Genomic DNA, 17,322 nt, shown 5'->3' with positions numbered 1-17,322 from the left:
CCCGCCGCTAACTCCGTTCCGATCCCGCCGGGCGGCGGACTTTCCGGGCCTTGATTCCGGCTCGGCGGGCTTCCTGCACGTGCTGGTCGAGGTCGTCCCAGTGACGCAGCGGGGCGATCTTCTTAAGCACGGCCGTCTTGTCGCCCTCGGGGCTGTGGTCGCCGCAGAAATGCACAGCCGTCACGCACCCGCCAAGCCCGTGGGTGTGCAGGAACTCGCCCACGCCGCATTCTTCGGTCGGCGAGCTGGCGCCCTCGCTGTCAGACCGCCGCCGCGTGACGATGTGTACCTGGTACCCGCGCTGCGCCAGGCGCCGCAGCAGGCGGACCATCTTCTCGTTGGGCCGGCGCGAGTTGATCCACACGCCCAGAGCCTCGCTCCAGACGATTTGCGTCAGCGTGCCGTCAAAATCGAATGAAACGGATTTATCCATCTAAGGCAGCATACCATAGGTCAATAGGTCTCGACGACGAGCTGCGGGATTTGCAGAAAATGGAGGCATTGCCCGTCACAAGCAGATGCCCATTGACGAGAGAGATGGCGGCAATCATTACATCCAGATCACCTATCGGACGTCCGATTTGCTGCAAGTGTGCCGTGATCTGGCCGAAAAGGTCTGCCGCCCTCTGATCAAAATCAAGAATATCGAGCCCCTCAAGGATGACTTCCACCCGTTTTCGCTCCAGGGGGGGATCATGCGAGCGCCAAACACCCACATACAGTTCTGCTACGCTGATCCGTGTCGTTACCAGACCTTCCCCCTGCGCCACGAGCATGCGGAGCTTCGCCATGGCTTGGCGCACGCCTCTGGCCCCACCTCGCCCGGCAAGGTCCAGGAGCACGCTGGTGTCCAAGCAGGCCATCAGCGGCGTCTCGTAGAAGGCTCATGCCGACGGGCCAGATGCTCTTCGACGGCGCCAATCGCCTCGGCACTCATGGGCGAGCGACGCAGGTTCCTGGCATAGGCCTTGAGGTCCAGCGGCGCGCGCACGACTCTCTTGATCGTGCTACTGAAGGATTCGTCGGCATGCTGGACAGCTTTAAGCCGGTTATACGCTTCTAGATCAATAGTAATGGTCTTGGTCGCCACCGCAAAATTCTCCCGGGTACACGTGTACATGCATGTACACGCATATTATAGGAATCGCTCACGGGGTCAACAAGCTGCCGAAACAATCGTCACACTGTGCGGGCTCAGCGCAACCGAACCGTTTTCGAAAGCCAATCGCGTCTTCTGCGGCGTGACGCGATTGGGGGCGTCGATGTCGTTATAGGCGTCGGGGCTGTCGCCGGACAGCACGGTGGCGTCGAATGTGCCGCTCAGGGCCTTGCCGGCGATGCGCACGTCGCAGGCGATGCTCTTTTCAGCGCAGCGGTTGACCAGCGCCAGGGCGATGGTCCTGCCCGCGTCGTCGGCCGTGGCGATGGCGTCGATGGCCGGCACGGACTGGCCCGCGTGCTCGAACGTTTCGCCGCCGGACCAGCAGTCGATCACGTTGGGCTCGAGCAGGTCGGAGTACATTTTCATCACATGGAACGTCGTTCGCCGCACGACGCCCTTGGGGTGTACGAACAGGGGCCCGCGGGCGTTGACCACCGGGGCCATGCACGCCATCTTCACAGTCTGGGCGTTGCGCAGGCAGGCGTTGAGGAAGCACGCCGAGAAAACCGCGTCGGCCATCGTGTAGGTCGCGTTGAGGTCGTTCTTGTCGCGGGCGGCCACATCGCCGAAGGCGGCGCTGCCGAGGTTGGGGTGGTGCCAGCCGCGGAGGTTCCACTCGTCGAAGGCGATGGCGACCTTGCCTCCCAGGTTCGCCACATCGAGGATGCTGGCGGCCCTGCGGATCATCTCCTGCGGGCCCAGCGATCGAGTCATGCACGTGGCGTAGTCGGAGACGGCGTTGTTCATCCACAGCCCGTCCCAGTAATTGTGGATGGAGATGTACGACAGCAGGTGCCCGGCCTCTCGCAGCAGCGGCAGCGTCCAGTCGATCTCGGCCAGCGCTGCGGCCAGCAGCTTGATCGAGCTGTCGACGCGGAGCATCATCTTGCCCGACTCGGCCACCAACGCCGCCCACTGAGGGGCCTTTTTGGCGCCGATCTCATGCCCGCCCCAGTTCTCGTTGCCGATGGACCAGTACTTGATGTTGTGGGGCTGCTCGTGCCCGTTGGCGCGGCGCTGGGCGGCGAACTTGCCGACCGTGGCGTTGCAGTACTCGACCCAGTCGGACATCTCCTCTTCGCTGCCGGTGCCGGCGTTGGTGCAGATGTATGGCTCGGCCCCGATGGCGCGGCACCAGGCGACGAACTCGTCGGTGCCGAAGGTGTTGGGCTCTTCGACGCGCCAGGCCTTATCGAAGACCGCCGTGCGGTCGGGGTCCACGCCGTACTTCCAGTGATACGCGCTGACGAAGCACCCGCCGGGCCAGCGGACGATCGGGATCCGCAGCTCGCGCAGGGCCTCGATCACGTCCAGCCGCAGGCCCATCCGGTCCGACAGCGGGCTGCCCGGGTCAAAGACGCCGCCGTAGACCTGGCGGTGGAAGTGCTCGAGAAACTGGCCGAAGATCATCCGGTCAAAACGGACTGCCGGGCGGTCGGTGTCGATGCGGACCTTTGTAGGCACGAGTGTCTCCTATTGCTGGTCTCTTAATAATGATGTCGCGCGGCTGGCGAATCAAGATGTTGGGCCACAGAGGCACAGAGAACACAGAGTTGGAATTATTGAAACAGCAGAAGCAACTTCACTTCCTTGTTGTCTCTATTGCCAATCTGTCTCTGTGTTCTCTGTGTCTCTGTGGCCCAACAATACAGGCCGCTGATGAAACCGTTGACGTACAAATGAAGTGCAATCCGCTGTTGCTCGGGCGGGGCGGGGCCGCTAATATCGCCTCTTTCCCATTCTGCTGACAGGACCACAGGGATGCTCGGACGGATAATCGCGAAGATCAAAGCGTTGTTTGCAGGCAAGGAAGCGCCTCCCGCCGCCGCGCCACGCAAGGATGTTCAGGCGCCCACTCGCACGCCGCAGGCGCAGGTGCAGCTCAAACCCGCTGCGACGGTCGCTCCGGCGCCAGCGCCTAAAGACGCCGAGCCGCAAGCGACGCCGGTTGCTCCCGTGCCAGCGCCTGCGCCGGTACAGGCGCCGGTGGAGGCGCCACAGCCCGACGCGACGCCGGTGTATCGGGTCGAGGTTCGCTCGCGGGCAGAAGTGAGAGACCCGCACGCCGCGGGCGTCGCGCACCAGATCGCCGAGCTTGGAATCGATTCGGTGCAGTCGGTCCGCTTTGCCCGGTTGTTCTTTCTGATCGGAGAGCTTTCCCGCGACGATGTCGAGAAGGCGGCGGACCAACTGCTCGCCGACCGCGTGATCGAGATCGCCCACGTCGGCACCAGCGACGCCGGCGACGCGGCGCTGATCGAAGTGCACCTCAAGCCCGGCGTGATGGACCCTGTCGCGGCCAGCACCGAAAAGGCCATCGCCGACATGGGGCTCAACATCGAAGCCGTCCGCACCGCGCGGCGGTACGAGTTGGCCGGGCCGGTTTCCGAGGCCCAGCGCCAGACCATCGCCCGCAGCCTGCTGGCCAACGCCGTGATCGAGGATGTGCATTTCGAGGCCTTCACGCCCCCAGCCGTTCACGGCCATAGGTACACGCTCGAAATCGTCACCGTGCCGATCCGCAACCTGGACGACGCGGCGCTGGAGAAGCTCTCGCGCGAGGGGCACCTGTTCCTGAACCTGACGGAGATGAAGGCCATCCAGGACCACTACCGCAAGGCCGCACGCGAGCCCAGCGACGTCGAGCTGGAGATGATCGCCCAGACATGGTCGGAGCACTGCGTGCATAAGACCTTCCGCAGCGACGTTGAGCTCCAGGACGCCGCCGGCGCGACCATCGAGAAGATCCCCAACCTGATCAAAAGCACGATCTTCGGGGCCACCAAGGAGCTGAACAAGCCCTGGTGCATCAGTGTGTTCGAAGACAATGCCGGCGTGATCGAGTTCGACGACGAGCACGCGGTGTGCTTCAAGGTCGAGACGCATAACCACCCCTCGGCCATCGAGCCCTACGGCGGAGCCAGCACGGGCATCGGCGGGGTGTTGCGCGACCCGATGGGCACGGGGCTGGGCTCGCGGCCGGTGGCCAACACGGATATTTTCTGCTTCGGCCCGCCGGACCTGCCGGCCTCGGAACTGCCTAAGGGCGTGCTGCATCCGCGTCGCGTGATGCGCGGCGTCGTCGGCGGCGTGCGCGACTACGGCAACCGTATGGGCGTGCCGACCGTCAACGGCGCGGTGTACTTCGACAAGCGGTACATGGGCAACCCGCTGGTGTTCTGCGGCACGGTCGGGCTCATGCCGCGATCGATGGGCGACAAGCGCCGCCCCGCGCCGGGCGACGCGATTGTGTGCGTCGGCGGCCGCACGGGACGCGACGGCATCCACGGCGCGACGTTCTCCAGTGGCGAATTGACGCACAGCCACGAGACGGAGTTCTCGCACGCCGTTCAGATCGGCAACGCCATCACAGAAAAGAAGATGCTCGACACGATTCTGCAGGCGCGTGACGCGGGGCTGTTCACGGCCATCACCGACTGCGGGGCCGGCGGGCTCTCCAGCGCCGTCGGCGAGATGGGCGCCGAAGCGGGCGCCGAGGTGTACCTCGACCGCGTGCCGCTCAAGTACGCCGGGCTGAGCTACTCGGAGATCTGGATCAGCGAGGCCCAGGAACGTATGGTGCTGGCCGTGCCGCAGGAGAACGTCGCGGCGATCCTCAAGGTTTTCTCCGACGAAGACGTCGAGGCCACGGTGATCGGCCACTTCGGGACCGACAACCGCACGCTGCGGCTGTTCTACGACGGCCAGAGCGTCGGCGAGATGGAGATGGAATTTCTGCACGAGGGCTGCCCGCGCCCGACGAAGCCCGCGGTGTGGGAGCAGGTCACCCGTCCCAGCCCGGCCCCGCCGGCGCGGGCCGACTACACGCAGGTGCTCAAGGACATCCTGGCCTTGCCCAACGTGGCGAGCAAGGAATGGATCATCCGCCAGTACGACCACGAGGTGCAGGGCGGCAGCGCCGTCAAGCCGCTGGTGGGCGTGGGCGAGGACGGGCCCGGCGACGCCTCCGTCATCCGCCCGGTGCTGTCCAGCCGCAAGGGCGTGGCCCTGTCGTGTGGGATGAATCCCTGCCTGGGCGACCTGGACCCCTACGCCAGCGCCCTGCACGCGGTAGACGAGGCCCTGCGCAACATCGTCTCCGTCGGCGGCAACCTCGACCGAACCGCCATCCTCGATAACTTCTGCTGGGGTAACTGCAACAAGCCCGACCGCATGGGCTCGTTTGTGATGGCCGCCAAAGCCTGCCGCGACGCGGCGCTGACCTACGGCACGCCGTTCATCTCGGGCAAGGATTCGCTGAACAATGAGTTCCAGACCGACAAGGGCGAGACGATTGCCATCCCGCCGACGCTGCTGATCTCGGCCATCAGCGTCATCGACGACGTCGGCCGCTGCGTCACCGCCGACGCCAAGGCTGCCGGCAACTACCTCTTTCTGCTGGGCCGCACCGGCGAGAGCCTCGGCGGCAGCCATCTGCTGATGACGCTGGGCCTGGCCAGCGGCAGCGACGTTCCGCAGGTGGACATGCAGACGAACCTGGCTGTCATGCGGGCGCTGCAGGCGGCCATTGAGGCCGGCGCAGTCGTCGCGTGCCACGACTTGTCCGAGGGCGGCTTGGCTGTCGCTGCGGCCGAGATGGCGTTCTCCGGCGGGCTGGGCGTGGAACTGGATTTGGCCGCCGTGCCGCCGGCGCCGCAGACAACGCCTTCGCCGGCGGCAAAGCTCTTCGCCGAAGACGCCGGGCGGTTCCTGGTGGAAGTGGCCCCGGAGAAGTACGACGCCTTCCTGCGACTGGTGAAGGACTGCCCCGTCGGCGACCTAGGCCGCGTGAGCGACACCGGCCGCATCATTATTAAAGGCCCGTCCGGCCCGGTCGTCGATCTTGCGATCACTGACGCCAAGGCCGCCTGGCAGGGGACGTTCAAATGGTAAAAGCACTGGTACTACGAGCCGCCGGAACGAACTGTGATCGCGAGACGACGTACGCGCTGGAGCAGGCGGGCTTCAGCGTTGATCGCGTGCATGTGTTCCGGCTGATGGAAAACCCCGCGGCGCTGAAAGACTATCAGTTCCTGGTGATCCCGGGCGGTTTCAGCTATGGCGATGACGTGGCGGCCGGCAAGATCCTGGCCAACCAGATGCTCTATCGCCTGGCCGAACCGCTGAACGATTTCGTCGCGGCAGACAAGCTCGCTCTGGGCATCTGCAACGGGTTCCAGGTGATGATCAAGGCCGGGCTGCTGCCCTGGGGCAAGGTCGAGCCCGCCGGCGCCGGCCGCGACGCGACGCTGGCCTGGAACGACAACGGGCGTTTCGAGGACCGCTGGGTCCACATGCGGACCGACAGCGACAAGTGCGTCTTCCTGCCTAAGGGGCAGATCATCGCCCTGCCCATCGCCCACGGCGAGGGCAAGTTCGTCCCGCGCGAGGCGTCGGTCCTCGATGCGCTCAGGTCCGGCGACCAGATCCCCCTGCGCTACGTCGATGAGGCCGGTCAGAGCGGTGGGTATCCGGTCAACCCCAACGGCAGCACGGACGACATCGCCGGCTTGTGCGACCCGACGGGGCGCATCATGGGTCTCATGCCCCACCCCGAGCGATTTATCGATCCGACGCAGCACCCGCAATGGACGCGCCGCCAGGACGTGCGCGACAAGGGCATCGGCGACGGGGCGGTCTTCTTCCGCCGAGCGGCCGAATACTTAAGTTAAGCTTTCTAAACATTTAATCGCCTTCTTACCGATATCTCACTGCAGAACATAGCCGCTCTCAGGCGGCACTCGAAGGTGAGATATGCGCGTTCATGTATCGACGACGCTGGTGCTGCTGACGGTCTTTCTCTGCGGCTGCACGTTGCCCGACGAGAACCCCAACTGGCAGCCGGAGGTCGATTTTCCGCCGTGGGCGTACGACGCCCCGCTGTACTATCGGCCGACGGAAGATCTGCCTGTCGTTGAAGCGCTCAACGGGATTCCCATCTACTACACCCGCAGCGAGTTCTTCTTCATCGAGCATCCCAACGGCTATCAGCCCATCGGCGTGCCGCGCGTGGGGGTGTGGTATTCGATCACTCGCGGGCGCACGTGGGAGAAGGCGGGCTACTTCGGCGTCGAGCAGTCGCACTTTCTGTTCAAGGGCGAGATCGAGGGCCAGCACTGGGTCCGCTTCGTCGGTCCCGACCAGGGCACCAGCGCCGTTCCGCCGGGAATGCCCCATCGCATCTACGTGCAGGACCGTGATCCGCCGCACATTCTGATCAGCACGACCCCGTCGGTATTCACCGACGAGCAGAACACGATCCCCCGGACGTTCAAGGTGGGGCAGAACGTCACCCTGCGATGGGAGATCCGCGACGCGAACCTCGACCCCAATACGACCAGCCTGGCGATCTGCTACGCGCAGTTCCCCAACAACGCCCCGGTCCTGACGCTACCGGTCCGACCCGCCTGGGCCGGAAGCATGACCGTCGAGCTGCCCCCGCAGGTCGCCGCCGACGGGGGCATCCGCTTCAGGCTCATGGCCAAGGACAAGGCCGGAAACACCGGCGTGGGACTGACCGACATCCTGCACATCCCGGTGGCCCCGGGCAAGGGCATGGTCCCCAACGTCAATCGCGTTTCCGGCGAGGCGCTGCTGCAGCAGACCCAGGGCTCTCCCATGGGCGAGCGCCCCGGGTGGCCGACCAGCGGGCAGACTATCCGCGGCGCTGAGGAGCGAAAGCTGCTGTGGCTGCCCTCCAGCGCCAAGGACTATACCTACGCCGAGCTGCAGTTCTCGCCCGACGACGCCCGCTCGTGGAGCGTGGCCATCCCGCGGCTGAAACTCGACGGCCCCAACATCTGGCAGGTGCCCGTCCTCAATACCAAGAACGCGCGGCTGAGAGTCATGGGCGTGAACATCAACCCCGACAAGAGCCAGCAGCGCTTCATGCTCGCCCAGACCCCGCGCTTCACGATAACCTCCATCAAGCCCGACGGCGAAACCGGACCGGTCCTGCTGCCCGACGAGTAACTGACAGACTGACCGGAATCTGAAAAGACAGCCGTCGCGGGACTGGCCACGAGGCCGTTGGTCGCCATCGGCGGCGGTATCGATCGACCGCCCACGAAGTGGTACGGGCTGTGCCACAATTCCACTTCCTTGCACTTTGTTGTACTTTTCACAGCACTTTGCGGGAACCGGCAAGCCGCTGCCTCGATGGCAGAAGGAATCAATGGATCCTCTGATTGCAAGTCATTTGTATACATAGTCTTATAGAAGCGTCAGGCCATAACACTATTAAGACCAACATGTTACATGCAACCATGTTCATGCATCCCGGCCCGTTCGCTTTGTCCGACCGGAGAGGGGCTTAGCCCCAGCTTTTGACACCGGGGTTCGGCAGCGCACCGCGCCGGCAAACATGCTGTTCCAGGAGGAGTATATGTGGCAAGCGTCTGGCCAGGTACCGAGTCACGCGATATAATGGAACGAGACAATGTGATCCGGGACATTCAGGTCCCGCGGCTAATGTCCGACCAATCCGAATCGCGGCTGACCCGTGCGGCCTGCATGGCAACCCAACTACTGGACTCTTCTGAACCGTTAGTTGTTAAACGCGCCGTCATGGTGATCGAGCAGATTGGTCCTTCAGCCAGGATTGCGGTTCCCCGGCTCATCCAACTCCTCAAGGTCAGGCGTCACCTGCGGCATGTCCTGTCGGCACTGGGGGCAATCGGTCCCGCGGCTGCGGAGGCTGTGCCTGACATGTGCGACATCATGCTCCATGGTCCGAGCCTGGCCCATGAACCGATCTACATTCCATCCGACCTCGCGGCTATCGGATCTCCTGCCGCGATTGATGCGCTTCTCCAGGCTGCCTCGACTGACGACCGCGGTCAGGGCCCGCGCGAGGGGGCCATTGAGGCTCTGGGCGAGATGGGGCATTTCGCTGCGTCCGAGACAATCGAAGTACTCATGCAGGCACGAGGCACTCCAGACTTCCTCTACCCGCATGCGACGGAGACAGCGCTGGCGAAGCTTGCCAAACGTTGCCCCGCCGAGGCCGCCAGGGCCAACCTCGTTGCGGTGATGCCCGAGCCGCTTGAGAAGTGTGAATCCTTTGATGCAATGGTGGAAGCGCTGGAATATTCGTCCAGGTATACGCTACGTACCGACTGGATTAAGCCCACCAATATGCTGGGCGGTTTGGCTATGGCTCTGGCCGGGGCCTGTGAGCCATCTCAACCACCGCAGTTGCTCGCGGCGCTCAGGGCTCTGGCAGAGCTCGGCCAAGATGCTGCACCGGCCGCAGATACTGCTGTGGCGTCACTTCGCGATCCCGATCCCGCAATCCGCCAGGCCACCTGCGATGTCCTGGCAAATGCGATGGGGACAACTGCCCGCGAAGTGGTGCCACTGACGGAACTGGCGAGGGACTGGAGGAACCAGACTCTGCCCGTAATCCGCGCAGCAATGCGTGCGCTGGTCTGGATAGGCAACTGCAAGTCGCCGCAGGTGCTGGTTGAGACGGTCGGGCAGGCGGAGTTTCCCGACAAGCTCTGCGGGGCCGCGGCGTTCGAGAACTTCACTCCGCCTCCAACGGAAATACTTCCGCATCTCCTGAACTGGCTCACGGAGTCGCACTGGCACGCGCATCGCGGCCCGCTGATCCTGGCGATAGGCAACGCCAGTGCCCCGCGCGGTCCCGGGGCTCAAGCGGTGCTGGCGTTCCTGCATCAGCCGGACGTGCGATACAACGCATTGCTTTCGCTGTGCAACATGATCCGGCATAACACCCCGCCCAGTCCGGAAGTGGCGCAGGCACTGGTGGATGCTCTGGATCAAGGCGATGAGGAAGATCCAATCAGCGATATCATCTATGCCTTCAGGCGCTTCTCATGGCCGCCTCTGGCCCCCGCCCTTCTGAAATACATAAGAGCCGGCAAAGGCACCAACAGATTCATCGCGCTGGATGTCTGGCTGGATCTCGTCGCGGACGTGCAGGATAAATTGCCCGTTCTGCGCGAGACGCTGACCGATGCGGACGAGCAAGTTAGAGCACTAGCCGCTCACGCAGCGGTGCGCGTGGGACCATCCGCCCGGTGCCTGCTTGCCTTGATCCGCCGTCAGCATGAAACCGGCAGATTGCCCGGTTTCGACATGGATGAAGCAGAGGCGCGCCTGGGTAACTGATAGGGAACATGATCCTGGGACTGGGCAGGACCCGGGGGTAGGGGGGATGCGGCCCGATCCGCAATCAGGAGAACGACGTTCAACGCAATTTCCCAATCCACTTGATGTGCTTACGAAAAGCGGTGGGGGCGACGTGATCAATCAAACGCTGGTCGCCCGTGATTAAGGCGCAGTTGTGGCTGAGAGCCAGGGCAAGATAAAGGCAGTCATAGACTGAGTGGTTCAACTTCAGGGCTATCTCAAGTGCAGATTCGACCAGGTTCCGGCTTGGAGTAATCTCCAGAGGAACCAAACGCATGTCGGCCAGCAGGTCCGATGCCTTCTCCAGGGCAATAGCGCCGCGTGAGTACCGCTTCCATATGACATTGCCCAACTCGGCATAAATCAAGTCAGGCGCGTGCAGCACCTCCACGGCCCCCTGGAGCAGTCGTTGAGCGGCCGGCGCATGCTCTTCCTGAAAGAAGGCCGCCGCCATGACGCTGGCATCAAGCACCACGGCGGTCATCGGTCGCGGTCCTGGCGGATCAGGTCCGCGCTGCCCGGCGAAAACTTCTTTCCGGCAAACTCCTTCTTCCACTTAGCCAGAACCCGGGCTACTTCGGTCTTGTCGACTCCGGCAGCCTGCTCCAGCAAAAGCTTGACCTCTCCCTGAAGAGATCTCGCCCGCAGTCTTCTCATCCGACATGTGCGCGGAAGAACTTTGCGATCGCGGCCTTGTCCGCCTTCCCGGTAGTGACCGCCATGGTGAGCTCGTATAAAGCTCCTTTTGTGGCGACAACCTCGATGCCGTTAAGGTCAAGGAAAAGCAACGCCGCAACCGCGCCTGCGCGCTTATTGCCGTCGACAAATGGATGATTTCGAATGACATGAAACAGATACGCGGCCGCCATCATGAAGATATTCTTGTGTAGCCTCTTGCCGCCGTACGTCGCTCTCGGCTGAGCGAGAGCGGATTCCAGCAGCCCCATATCACGAACCCCATGCTCGCCGCCATAGCGATCCACCAGATCGGAGTGCAGCCACAGCACGTCGTCGAGCTGAAGGAAATCGACCATGACTCATTCCGCCAGCCGCTTGAGGTCGGGCGCATACCTGCGATTGATCTTGCCAATGGCTTTGCGGAGCTTGTTTTGACGTGCTTTGCCGCGAACGGGGGTAACCATCAACACGTCGCCGTTGGTGGTCACCTCCAAGGCCGTATCAGATGAAATATCCAGCATCTCCAGGATCGGTTTATCGATCACCAGGGCCAGACTGTTGCCGTGCTTGATGAGTGTCTTGGTCATTCGTTCTTACCTCTTTCGTATACATACAGTGTATACTTTATCATTAAGCAAGACAACCTTTCCCGAGAAGACCCACCTGCCCTCCCCACGCGTCCAGTGCTCCGTCAGCCGTGAAATGAGCAGTATTGGGCCACAGAGACACAGAGGTCACAGAGGGCGCTAAATAGAAAGCAACAAACCTGCTCTGTGTTTCTGTGTCTCTGTGGCCCAATACTCAGCACTTGAATGACCGACCGACTCTACCGCGCACTGAAGTAGTGCATGGTTGTCTGGCGACAGATTTCGCTTGGGCGCAGGACTACCGGCGGGGAACGCTGCTTGGGTGCTTAGGCGTCCTCTTCCGGAAACCACCCGCGAAACGCGCGCCAGATTAGAAACGGGCGGATGGCGCCGCCGGGCATGACTTCCTGGAAGCGCCGGCCTTTCTTGCGATACTGCTTGCCGCAGTGGGGACACTTCCGCACCCATTGCCCTTCAAACTGCTCAACGCGGTAATCGGAGCTTCCTTCTGTCCGGCAGGGAGGGATCTCGGGACGACCGCTATAAAGTTGGCCCTCAAGATATGCCAGAAGCGTCCCGACGCTGAACAAGCTCAGGGCGCCGACGATAAAGCCTCCGATGTAGCCGACCAAGCCAAAATACTTGCCGCCGAACATGGACCCCAGAACACCAAGGCCAATATTCAAGAGAAAGAAAATGAGCTCTATCAGCGTCATTGAACCCTCATTCTACCGCGTGCTGAAGTGGTGTATGGTTGTCTGGCGGTAGGTTTCGCCGCCGCGCAGGACTACCGGCGGGAACGTTGGCTGGTTCGGCGAATCGGGGTAGTGCTGGGCCTCCAGGCACAGGCCGTGGTGGCGGGCGTAGATCGTCCCGCTCTTGCCGCGGATCGTGTCATTCAAAAAATTGCCGCTGTAGAACTGCATGCCCGGCTCGGTCGTGAAGACGTCCATCACGCGGCCGCTGGCGGGGTCTTCCAGCCTGGCGGCGGGACGGATCTCGCTGCCGGCGCCGCGGAGCACCCAGTTGTGGTCGTAGCCGCCTTTGGCCAGGGCAATGCGCGAGCCGATCGTCTGGGGCGTGGTGAAGTCCATCGCCGTCCCCAGCACCGGCGCGAGCTGGCCTGTGGGGATCAGGTCGGCCCCGACAGGCAGGTAATAGTCGGCCGAGAGCATCAGCTTGTGGTCGAGGATGCTCGAGCGTCCCGCGTCGGCGAGGTTCCAGTAGGTGTGGTGCGTCAGGTTGACGACGGTGGGGGCGTCGCTGGCGGCTTCATAATCCAGCCGCAGCTCGTTGGCGTCGGTCAGCGTATACGTCACCGACACGGCCAAGTTGCCGGGGTAGCCCTCTTCGCCGTCGCGGCTGAAGTAGATGAACTTGACGGCATTGGCGGCCGCGATCGGCTCGGCATCCCAGATCACCTTGTCGAAGCCCAGCGTGCCGCCGTGGAGATGGTTGGCTCCGTCGTTGGCGGCCAGCGTGTAGATCTTGCCGTCGAGCGTGAATCGGCCGCGGGCGATCCGGTTGCCGAAGCGTCCGATGGTGGCCCCGAAGTACGAGCGGTTGCCCATCCAGCCGGGCAGGTCGTCGAAGCCCAGCGTGACGTCGCCGGCCTTGCCGTGGCGGTCGGGCACGTCCAGGCCCACCAGCGTGGCCCCGTACGTGATGACCCGCGCCCGCAGGCCGCCGCTGTTGGTCAGCGTAAACAATCGAACAGTTTTGCCTTGGGATGTCTTGCCGAAATCGCTGACGCGTACGCTCATGTGTCTTTCCTTTGTAACGGTGGCACAGCCTTTCCAGGCTGTGTCCCATTGTGAACCGCCTGCCCTGGCTCCTGAGAGCCACAGGCTGGAAAGCCTGTGCCACTCTGGACAAGCCCCGGCGGCGATGGCATGATACGCGCCCTGTGAGGCCTCGCCAAGAGAGCTCTTATTGAAAGGACGACGAATGTCGCAGCCATCGGACATGACGCTTTGGTACCGCCAGCCGGCTCGCGAGTGGGTCGAGGCGCTGCCCATCGGCAACGGCCGCCTGGGCGCGATGGTCTTCGGCGGCGACGCCATCGAGCGGCTGCAGCTCAACGAGGACTCGCTCTGGGACGGCTACAATCGCGACCGCAACAATCCCCGCGCCCGCAGGGCCCTGCCCAAGGTGCGCCAACTGCTCTTTGACGATCAGCCCGGTCAGGCCTGCAAGATCGCCGCGGAAAACATGATGGGCGTTCCCGAGCGCGTGCGGCCTTATCAACCGCTGGCCGACGTACACCTGGCGTTCGAGCTGCCCGGACCGGTCAAGGGGTATCGGCGCGAGCTGGATCTCGAGACCGCCACCGCCAGCGTCAGCTACAGCGCCGGCGGCGTGCGGTTCACCCGCACGGCGCTGGCCAGTGCGCCCGACGAGGTGATCGCCGTCCGCATCGAGTGCGATAAGCCCTCCGGGCTGAACTTCACCGCGTCGCTGTCCCGGCCGGGGCAGGGGTGGAAGGCGGGCATCCGCGGCGGAGCGCTGACGCTGCGCGGGCGCTGCCATCCGCGCGGGATCAAATATGCCGCCTATGTCCGCATCGTCAACGAAGGCGGCACGGTCACGGCCAAGGGCGACGCGCTGGTGGTCCGCAAGGCCTCGGCCGTCACGCTGTTGATCGCCGGCGCGACCAACTACAAGAGCCCGACGAACCTGACCGCCAACCCCGACGCGATCTGCAAGGCGCAGCTCGCAGCCGCGGCGGGCAAGAGCTTCCGCCAGTTGCTCCAGTCGCACGTTGAGGACTACCGCCGCCTGTTCGGACGCGTGCAGATCGACCTGGGGCGCAGCGACGCCCAGCGCCTGCCCACCGACGAGCGCATCAAGGCCCTGGCCGATCCCAAGGCCCGCGACAGCCAGTTATCGGCGCTGCATTTTCAGTACGGCCGCTACCTGCTGATTTCCTCCAGCCGCCCGGGCACGCTGCCGGCGAACCTGCAGGGAATCTGGAACGACTCGCTCACGCCGCCCTGGAGCGCCGACTTCCACACCAACATCAACCTGCAGATGAACTACTGGCTGTCGGGCCCATGCAACCTGATCGAGTGCCAGCTTCCGCTGATCGACCTGATGGATAACCTGGCCAAGACCGGCGCCAAGACCGCTCGCGTACATTACGGCGCGCGGGGGTGGGTGGTGCATCATCTGACGGACCTGTGGTGCTCGGCCGTGCCCTTCGACGGCATCTGGGGCATCTGGCCCATCGGTTCGGCGTGGCTGGCCCAGCACGCGTACGAGCAGTACCGCTTCACCGGCGACAAGCAGTTCCTGTCGCGTCGCGCGTGGCCGCTGATGAAAGGCGCCGCACGGTTCTGCCTCGACACGCTGGTCGAGGCCCCGGCCGGCACGCCGGTGGCGGGGCGGCTGGTGACCAATCCCTCGCACTCGCCTGAGAACGCCTTCATCCTGCCCGACGGGCAGCAGACCGTCTTTACCTACGCCGCCACGATGGACTTGATGATCCTCAACGACCTCTTCGGCAACTGCCTGGAGGCGATCAAGGCGATGGGCGGCAAGGGCGAAGCGGCGCTGCAAAAGGAAATCCTGCAGGCGATGAAACGCCTGGCGCCGGTGCGCATCAGCAAGACCACCGGGCGCATCATGGAGTGGGTCGACGAGTACCGCGAGGCCGAGCCGCATCACCGTCACACGTCGCACCTGTTCGGACTGCATCCGGGCAAGATGATTTCGCCGTCGACCACGCCGGCGCTGGCCGCGGCGGCGCGAAAGGTGCTCGAGGCCCGCGGCGACGACGGGACCGGCTGGTCGCTGGCGTGGAAGATCAATTTCTGGGCTCGCCTGTGCGACGGCGACCACGCCCACGTGCTGCACCGCCGCCTGCTGGCCGAGAAGACGCTGCCCAATCTCTTCGACACGCACCCGCCGTTCCAGATCGACGGCAATTTCGGCGCCGCGGCGGCGGTGGCCGAAATGCTCCTGCAAAGCCACGCCGGTGAGATTCATCTGCTGGCGGCCTTGCCCAAGGCCTGGCCCAACGGCAGCGTGAGCGGTCTGAGGGCGCGAGGCGGGTTCGAGATCGACATCGCCTGGAAGAGCGGCAAGCTCGCCCAGGCGACGGTTCGCTCGCTTCAGGGCGGCCTGTGTCGCCTGCGAGCGGGAGCGGCCGTCAAGATCACCTGCGACGGCAAACCGGTCACGGTGCGCCAAGCCGCGCCGGGATTGGTGTCGTTCCGGACTGCTACGGGCAAAAGTTACAGGGTGGGCAGATAAAGAAAACTCGAAATCCCAAATTCGAAATCCGAAACAAACAACAAACAAGAACAACAAGCAAGAAACAAGAAGCAAGGAAGAAGAACGCAAGCACCCGTGCCGTGGTGGTGGGCGAATGGGGTGCCGTGGCGGGAGGGCGAAGCCCGACAGCCACGACCGGGGGCAGTGAGGCCGTGAGTTCAGGGGATCGTGGCTCTTCGGGCCTTCGGCCCTGCGCGCCACGGCACCCCCCGTCTCCAAGCTTTCGGCCCGCGCGTTGCCACGTGCCGCTGAAAATCCTCCCCGGTTGCTTTTTGTTTCTTTCCCCCTTGTTGTTTGTTTCGATCTTCGGGTTTCGAATTTCGAGTTTGCTTCTCAAGTCCCCGCCACGTCGCCGAGTTCGGTGATTCGCTTTCGGTATTCAGCCGGCGTGAACCCGGTGTACTTGCGAAAGAACGTGGCGAAGTTCTGCCCGGAGGACAGGCCGACGGTCGAGGCGATTACGGCGATGGACTTGCCTTTTTCTTTCAGCAGTCGTTTGGCCTGCTGGAGGCGCAGTTCGGCGAGGTATCGCGAGGGGCTGACGCCGACTTCCTGGCTGAACTTCTTTCGCAGGTGGACGGCGCTGAGTCCGATGTGCGCGGCCAGTTCGGTCACGCTGGGGTTCTCGGCGAGGTTGGCTTCCATCCATCGCCGCGCCTCGGCCACGTGGGGCGAGAGGCGCGTCTGGGCGCCGTCCGGCGTCGGCTGCGTCTCGACGATCAGCAGCAGCATATCGTGCAGCGCCGCTCGTGCGGCCAGTTCGGAGAACGTCTTTCGGCGGCTGTGGGCGGAAACGATTTTCTCGAAGCAGTCCCGCGCGGCGCTGCGCAAGACGACGGGGCGGTTGGCCAGTTGCCTCAGGCGGCTGTAGAGTTCGTGCCCGAGGCTTTTGGGGACGCCGGGCAGGGCGCCGCCGGAGGTCATGCGCAGGTCGAGCCAGAAGAACTCGTTGGCCGACATCCGCCCGTCGATGGGCACGTACCGCTGCGACGGGGCCAGCACGAGCATCGCCGCCGCGCCGTGCCGGACGACGCCGAGTTTGTCCAGCGACCATTCCTGTTCGCCGCGGACCATGTAGATCAGGCGGAAGGCGCCGTTGTCGCGGACCAGGTACTCGGCGCCTTCGGCGGCCATCTGTCCCTGCGCGTGCGAGACCCAACCGAGTGAATCGACTTCTTCGAGCAGGCAGGCTTCGTCCTGGGGACAGAAGGCGTACTTCATCATTTGCGCTGTCGAAACGTAAGCCACCGCATCTCCTTTGGCTGTCCGGCCGGGGCGCCGGTGAGGGCGCCGCGCCGAACCACATGACCGCCGCGAAGGCGTCTAAGAGCATTGTAAGAAATTTTGGACCACGGCGAAACTGAAAGTCGCTGCGCCATCGACCGACGGGAGCAGAAACATTTTCTACCGCCGGCTGCGGAATTGCAGAGCGCCCAGGCGCGCGCATGCCGATAGTGAGGGTAA

16 protein-coding genes are annotated in these 17,322 nt (G+C 63.7%); 5 read left to right on the top strand and 11 right to left on the bottom strand.

The features are described 5' to 3' along the window. Positions 1 to 7: 7 nt before the first annotated feature. The 4 genes from ABFD92_08790 to ABFD92_08775 all read right to left on the bottom strand — a co-directional run bounded on the left by ABFD92_08790 (position 8) and on the right by ABFD92_08775 (position 2,626). Positions 8 to 433, bottom strand: a complete 426-nt coding sequence (locus ABFD92_08790) for a hypothetical protein (GenBank protein MEN6504620.1) — start codon at positions 431 to 433, stop codon at positions 8 to 10. After that, the gene (locus ABFD92_08785; protein MEN6504619.1) at positions 426 to 863 is read right to left on the bottom strand and encodes a type II toxin-antitoxin system VapC family toxin; all 438 of its coding nucleotides are present in this window, start codon (positions 861 to 863) and stop codon (positions 426 to 428) included. The genes ABFD92_08790 and ABFD92_08785 overlap by 8 nt, the downstream gene beginning before the upstream one ends. After that, on the bottom strand, positions 863 to 1,090 hold the full coding sequence (locus ABFD92_08780; GenBank protein ID MEN6504618.1) for an antitoxin VapB family protein: 228 nt from the start codon (positions 1,088 to 1,090) through the stop codon (positions 863 to 865). Before ABFD92_08780 ends, ABFD92_08785 begins: the two co-directional genes overlap by 1 nt. A gap of 66 nt (positions 1,091 to 1,156) precedes the next feature. Continuing rightward, the gene (locus ABFD92_08775) at positions 1,157 to 2,626 is read right to left on the bottom strand and encodes an alpha-L-arabinofuranosidase C-terminal domain-containing protein (GenBank protein MEN6504617.1); all 1,470 of its coding nucleotides are present in this window, start codon (positions 2,624 to 2,626) and stop codon (positions 1,157 to 1,159) included. Positions 2,627 to 2,923: 297 nt separating this feature from the next. Between ABFD92_08775 and purL the strand changes: the two genes are divergently transcribed. The 4 genes from purL (at position 2,924) to ABFD92_08755 (ending at position 10,297) form a co-directional block, all read left to right on the top strand. After that, positions 2,924 to 6,055, top strand: a complete 3,132-nt coding sequence (gene purL, locus ABFD92_08770; protein MEN6504616.1) for a phosphoribosylformylglycinamidine synthase subunit PurL — start codon at positions 2,924 to 2,926, stop codon at positions 6,053 to 6,055. Beyond that, on the top strand, positions 6,049 to 6,834 hold the full coding sequence (gene purQ / locus ABFD92_08765) for a phosphoribosylformylglycinamidine synthase I (protein MEN6504615.1): 786 nt from the start codon (positions 6,049 to 6,051) through the stop codon (positions 6,832 to 6,834). Before purL ends, purQ begins: the two co-directional genes overlap by 7 nt. A gap of 82 nt (positions 6,835 to 6,916) precedes the next feature. Then, positions 6,917 to 8,134: a hypothetical protein gene (locus ABFD92_08760; GenBank protein MEN6504614.1), complete on the top strand. Its 1,218-nt coding sequence runs from the start codon at positions 6,917 to 6,919 to the stop codon at positions 8,132 to 8,134. 453 nt (positions 8,135 to 8,587) lie between these two features. Further along, positions 8,588 to 10,297, top strand: a complete 1,710-nt coding sequence (locus ABFD92_08755) for a hypothetical protein (protein MEN6504613.1) — start codon at positions 8,588 to 8,590, stop codon at positions 10,295 to 10,297. A gap of 79 nt (positions 10,298 to 10,376) precedes the next feature. On the opposite strand, the gene ABFD92_08750 is transcribed toward ABFD92_08755, so the two are convergent. The 6 genes from ABFD92_08750 to ABFD92_08725 form a co-directional block, all read right to left on the bottom strand. Then, entirely contained in the window at positions 10,377 to 10,802 is a 426-nt protein-coding gene (locus ABFD92_08750) for a type II toxin-antitoxin system VapC family toxin (protein MEN6504612.1), read from the bottom strand. Next, positions 10,799 to 10,930, bottom strand: a complete 132-nt coding sequence (locus ABFD92_08745) for a hypothetical protein (GenBank protein ID MEN6504611.1) — start codon at positions 10,928 to 10,930, stop codon at positions 10,799 to 10,801. Before ABFD92_08745 ends, ABFD92_08750 begins: the two co-directional genes overlap by 4 nt. Before the next feature lie 41 nt (positions 10,931 to 10,971). Then, positions 10,972 to 11,352 carry a type II toxin-antitoxin system death-on-curing family toxin gene (locus tag ABFD92_08740; GenBank protein MEN6504610.1) on the bottom strand — a complete coding sequence of 127 codons (381 nt, stop codon included), beginning with the start codon at positions 11,350 to 11,352 and terminating at the stop codon, positions 10,972 to 10,974. 3 nt (positions 11,353 to 11,355) lie between these two features. Next, a complete protein-coding gene (locus ABFD92_08735; GenBank protein MEN6504609.1) occupies positions 11,356 to 11,583 on the bottom strand; it encodes an AbrB/MazE/SpoVT family DNA-binding domain-containing protein in 228 nt (75 codons plus the stop codon). A gap of 326 nt (positions 11,584 to 11,909) precedes the next feature. Next, on the bottom strand, positions 11,910 to 12,299 hold the full coding sequence (locus ABFD92_08730; protein ID MEN6504608.1) for a hypothetical protein: 390 nt from the start codon (positions 12,297 to 12,299) through the stop codon (positions 11,910 to 11,912). A gap of 12 nt (positions 12,300 to 12,311) precedes the next feature. Next, the gene (locus tag ABFD92_08725) at positions 12,312 to 13,346 is read right to left on the bottom strand and encodes an aldose epimerase family protein (GenBank protein ID MEN6504607.1); all 1,035 of its coding nucleotides are present in this window, start codon (positions 13,344 to 13,346) and stop codon (positions 12,312 to 12,314) included. A 184-nt stretch (positions 13,347 to 13,530) separates the two neighbouring features. Between ABFD92_08725 and ABFD92_08720 the strand changes: the two genes are divergently transcribed. Then, positions 13,531 to 15,837 (top strand): glycoside hydrolase N-terminal domain-containing protein, encoded by a 2,307-nt coding sequence (locus tag ABFD92_08720; protein MEN6504606.1) that lies wholly within the window; start codon positions 13,531 to 13,533, stop codon positions 15,835 to 15,837. A 354-nt stretch (positions 15,838 to 16,191) separates the two neighbouring features. Here the strand turns inward: ABFD92_08720 and ABFD92_08715 are convergent, their stop codons facing one another. Next, positions 16,192 to 17,106: an AraC family transcriptional regulator gene (locus ABFD92_08715; protein MEN6504605.1), complete on the bottom strand. Its 915-nt coding sequence runs from the start codon at positions 17,104 to 17,106 to the stop codon at positions 16,192 to 16,194. Between the last annotated feature and the right edge of the window lie 216 nt (positions 17,107 to 17,322).

The sequence above is a fragment of the Planctomycetaceae bacterium genome, from assembly GCA_039680605.1.
GTDB lineage: Bacteria > Planctomycetota > Phycisphaerae > SM23-33 > SM23-33 > JAJFUU01.
Note: the sequence above shows the minus strand (reverse complement) of the source record. Positions and strands in the feature narration are given on the sequence as shown.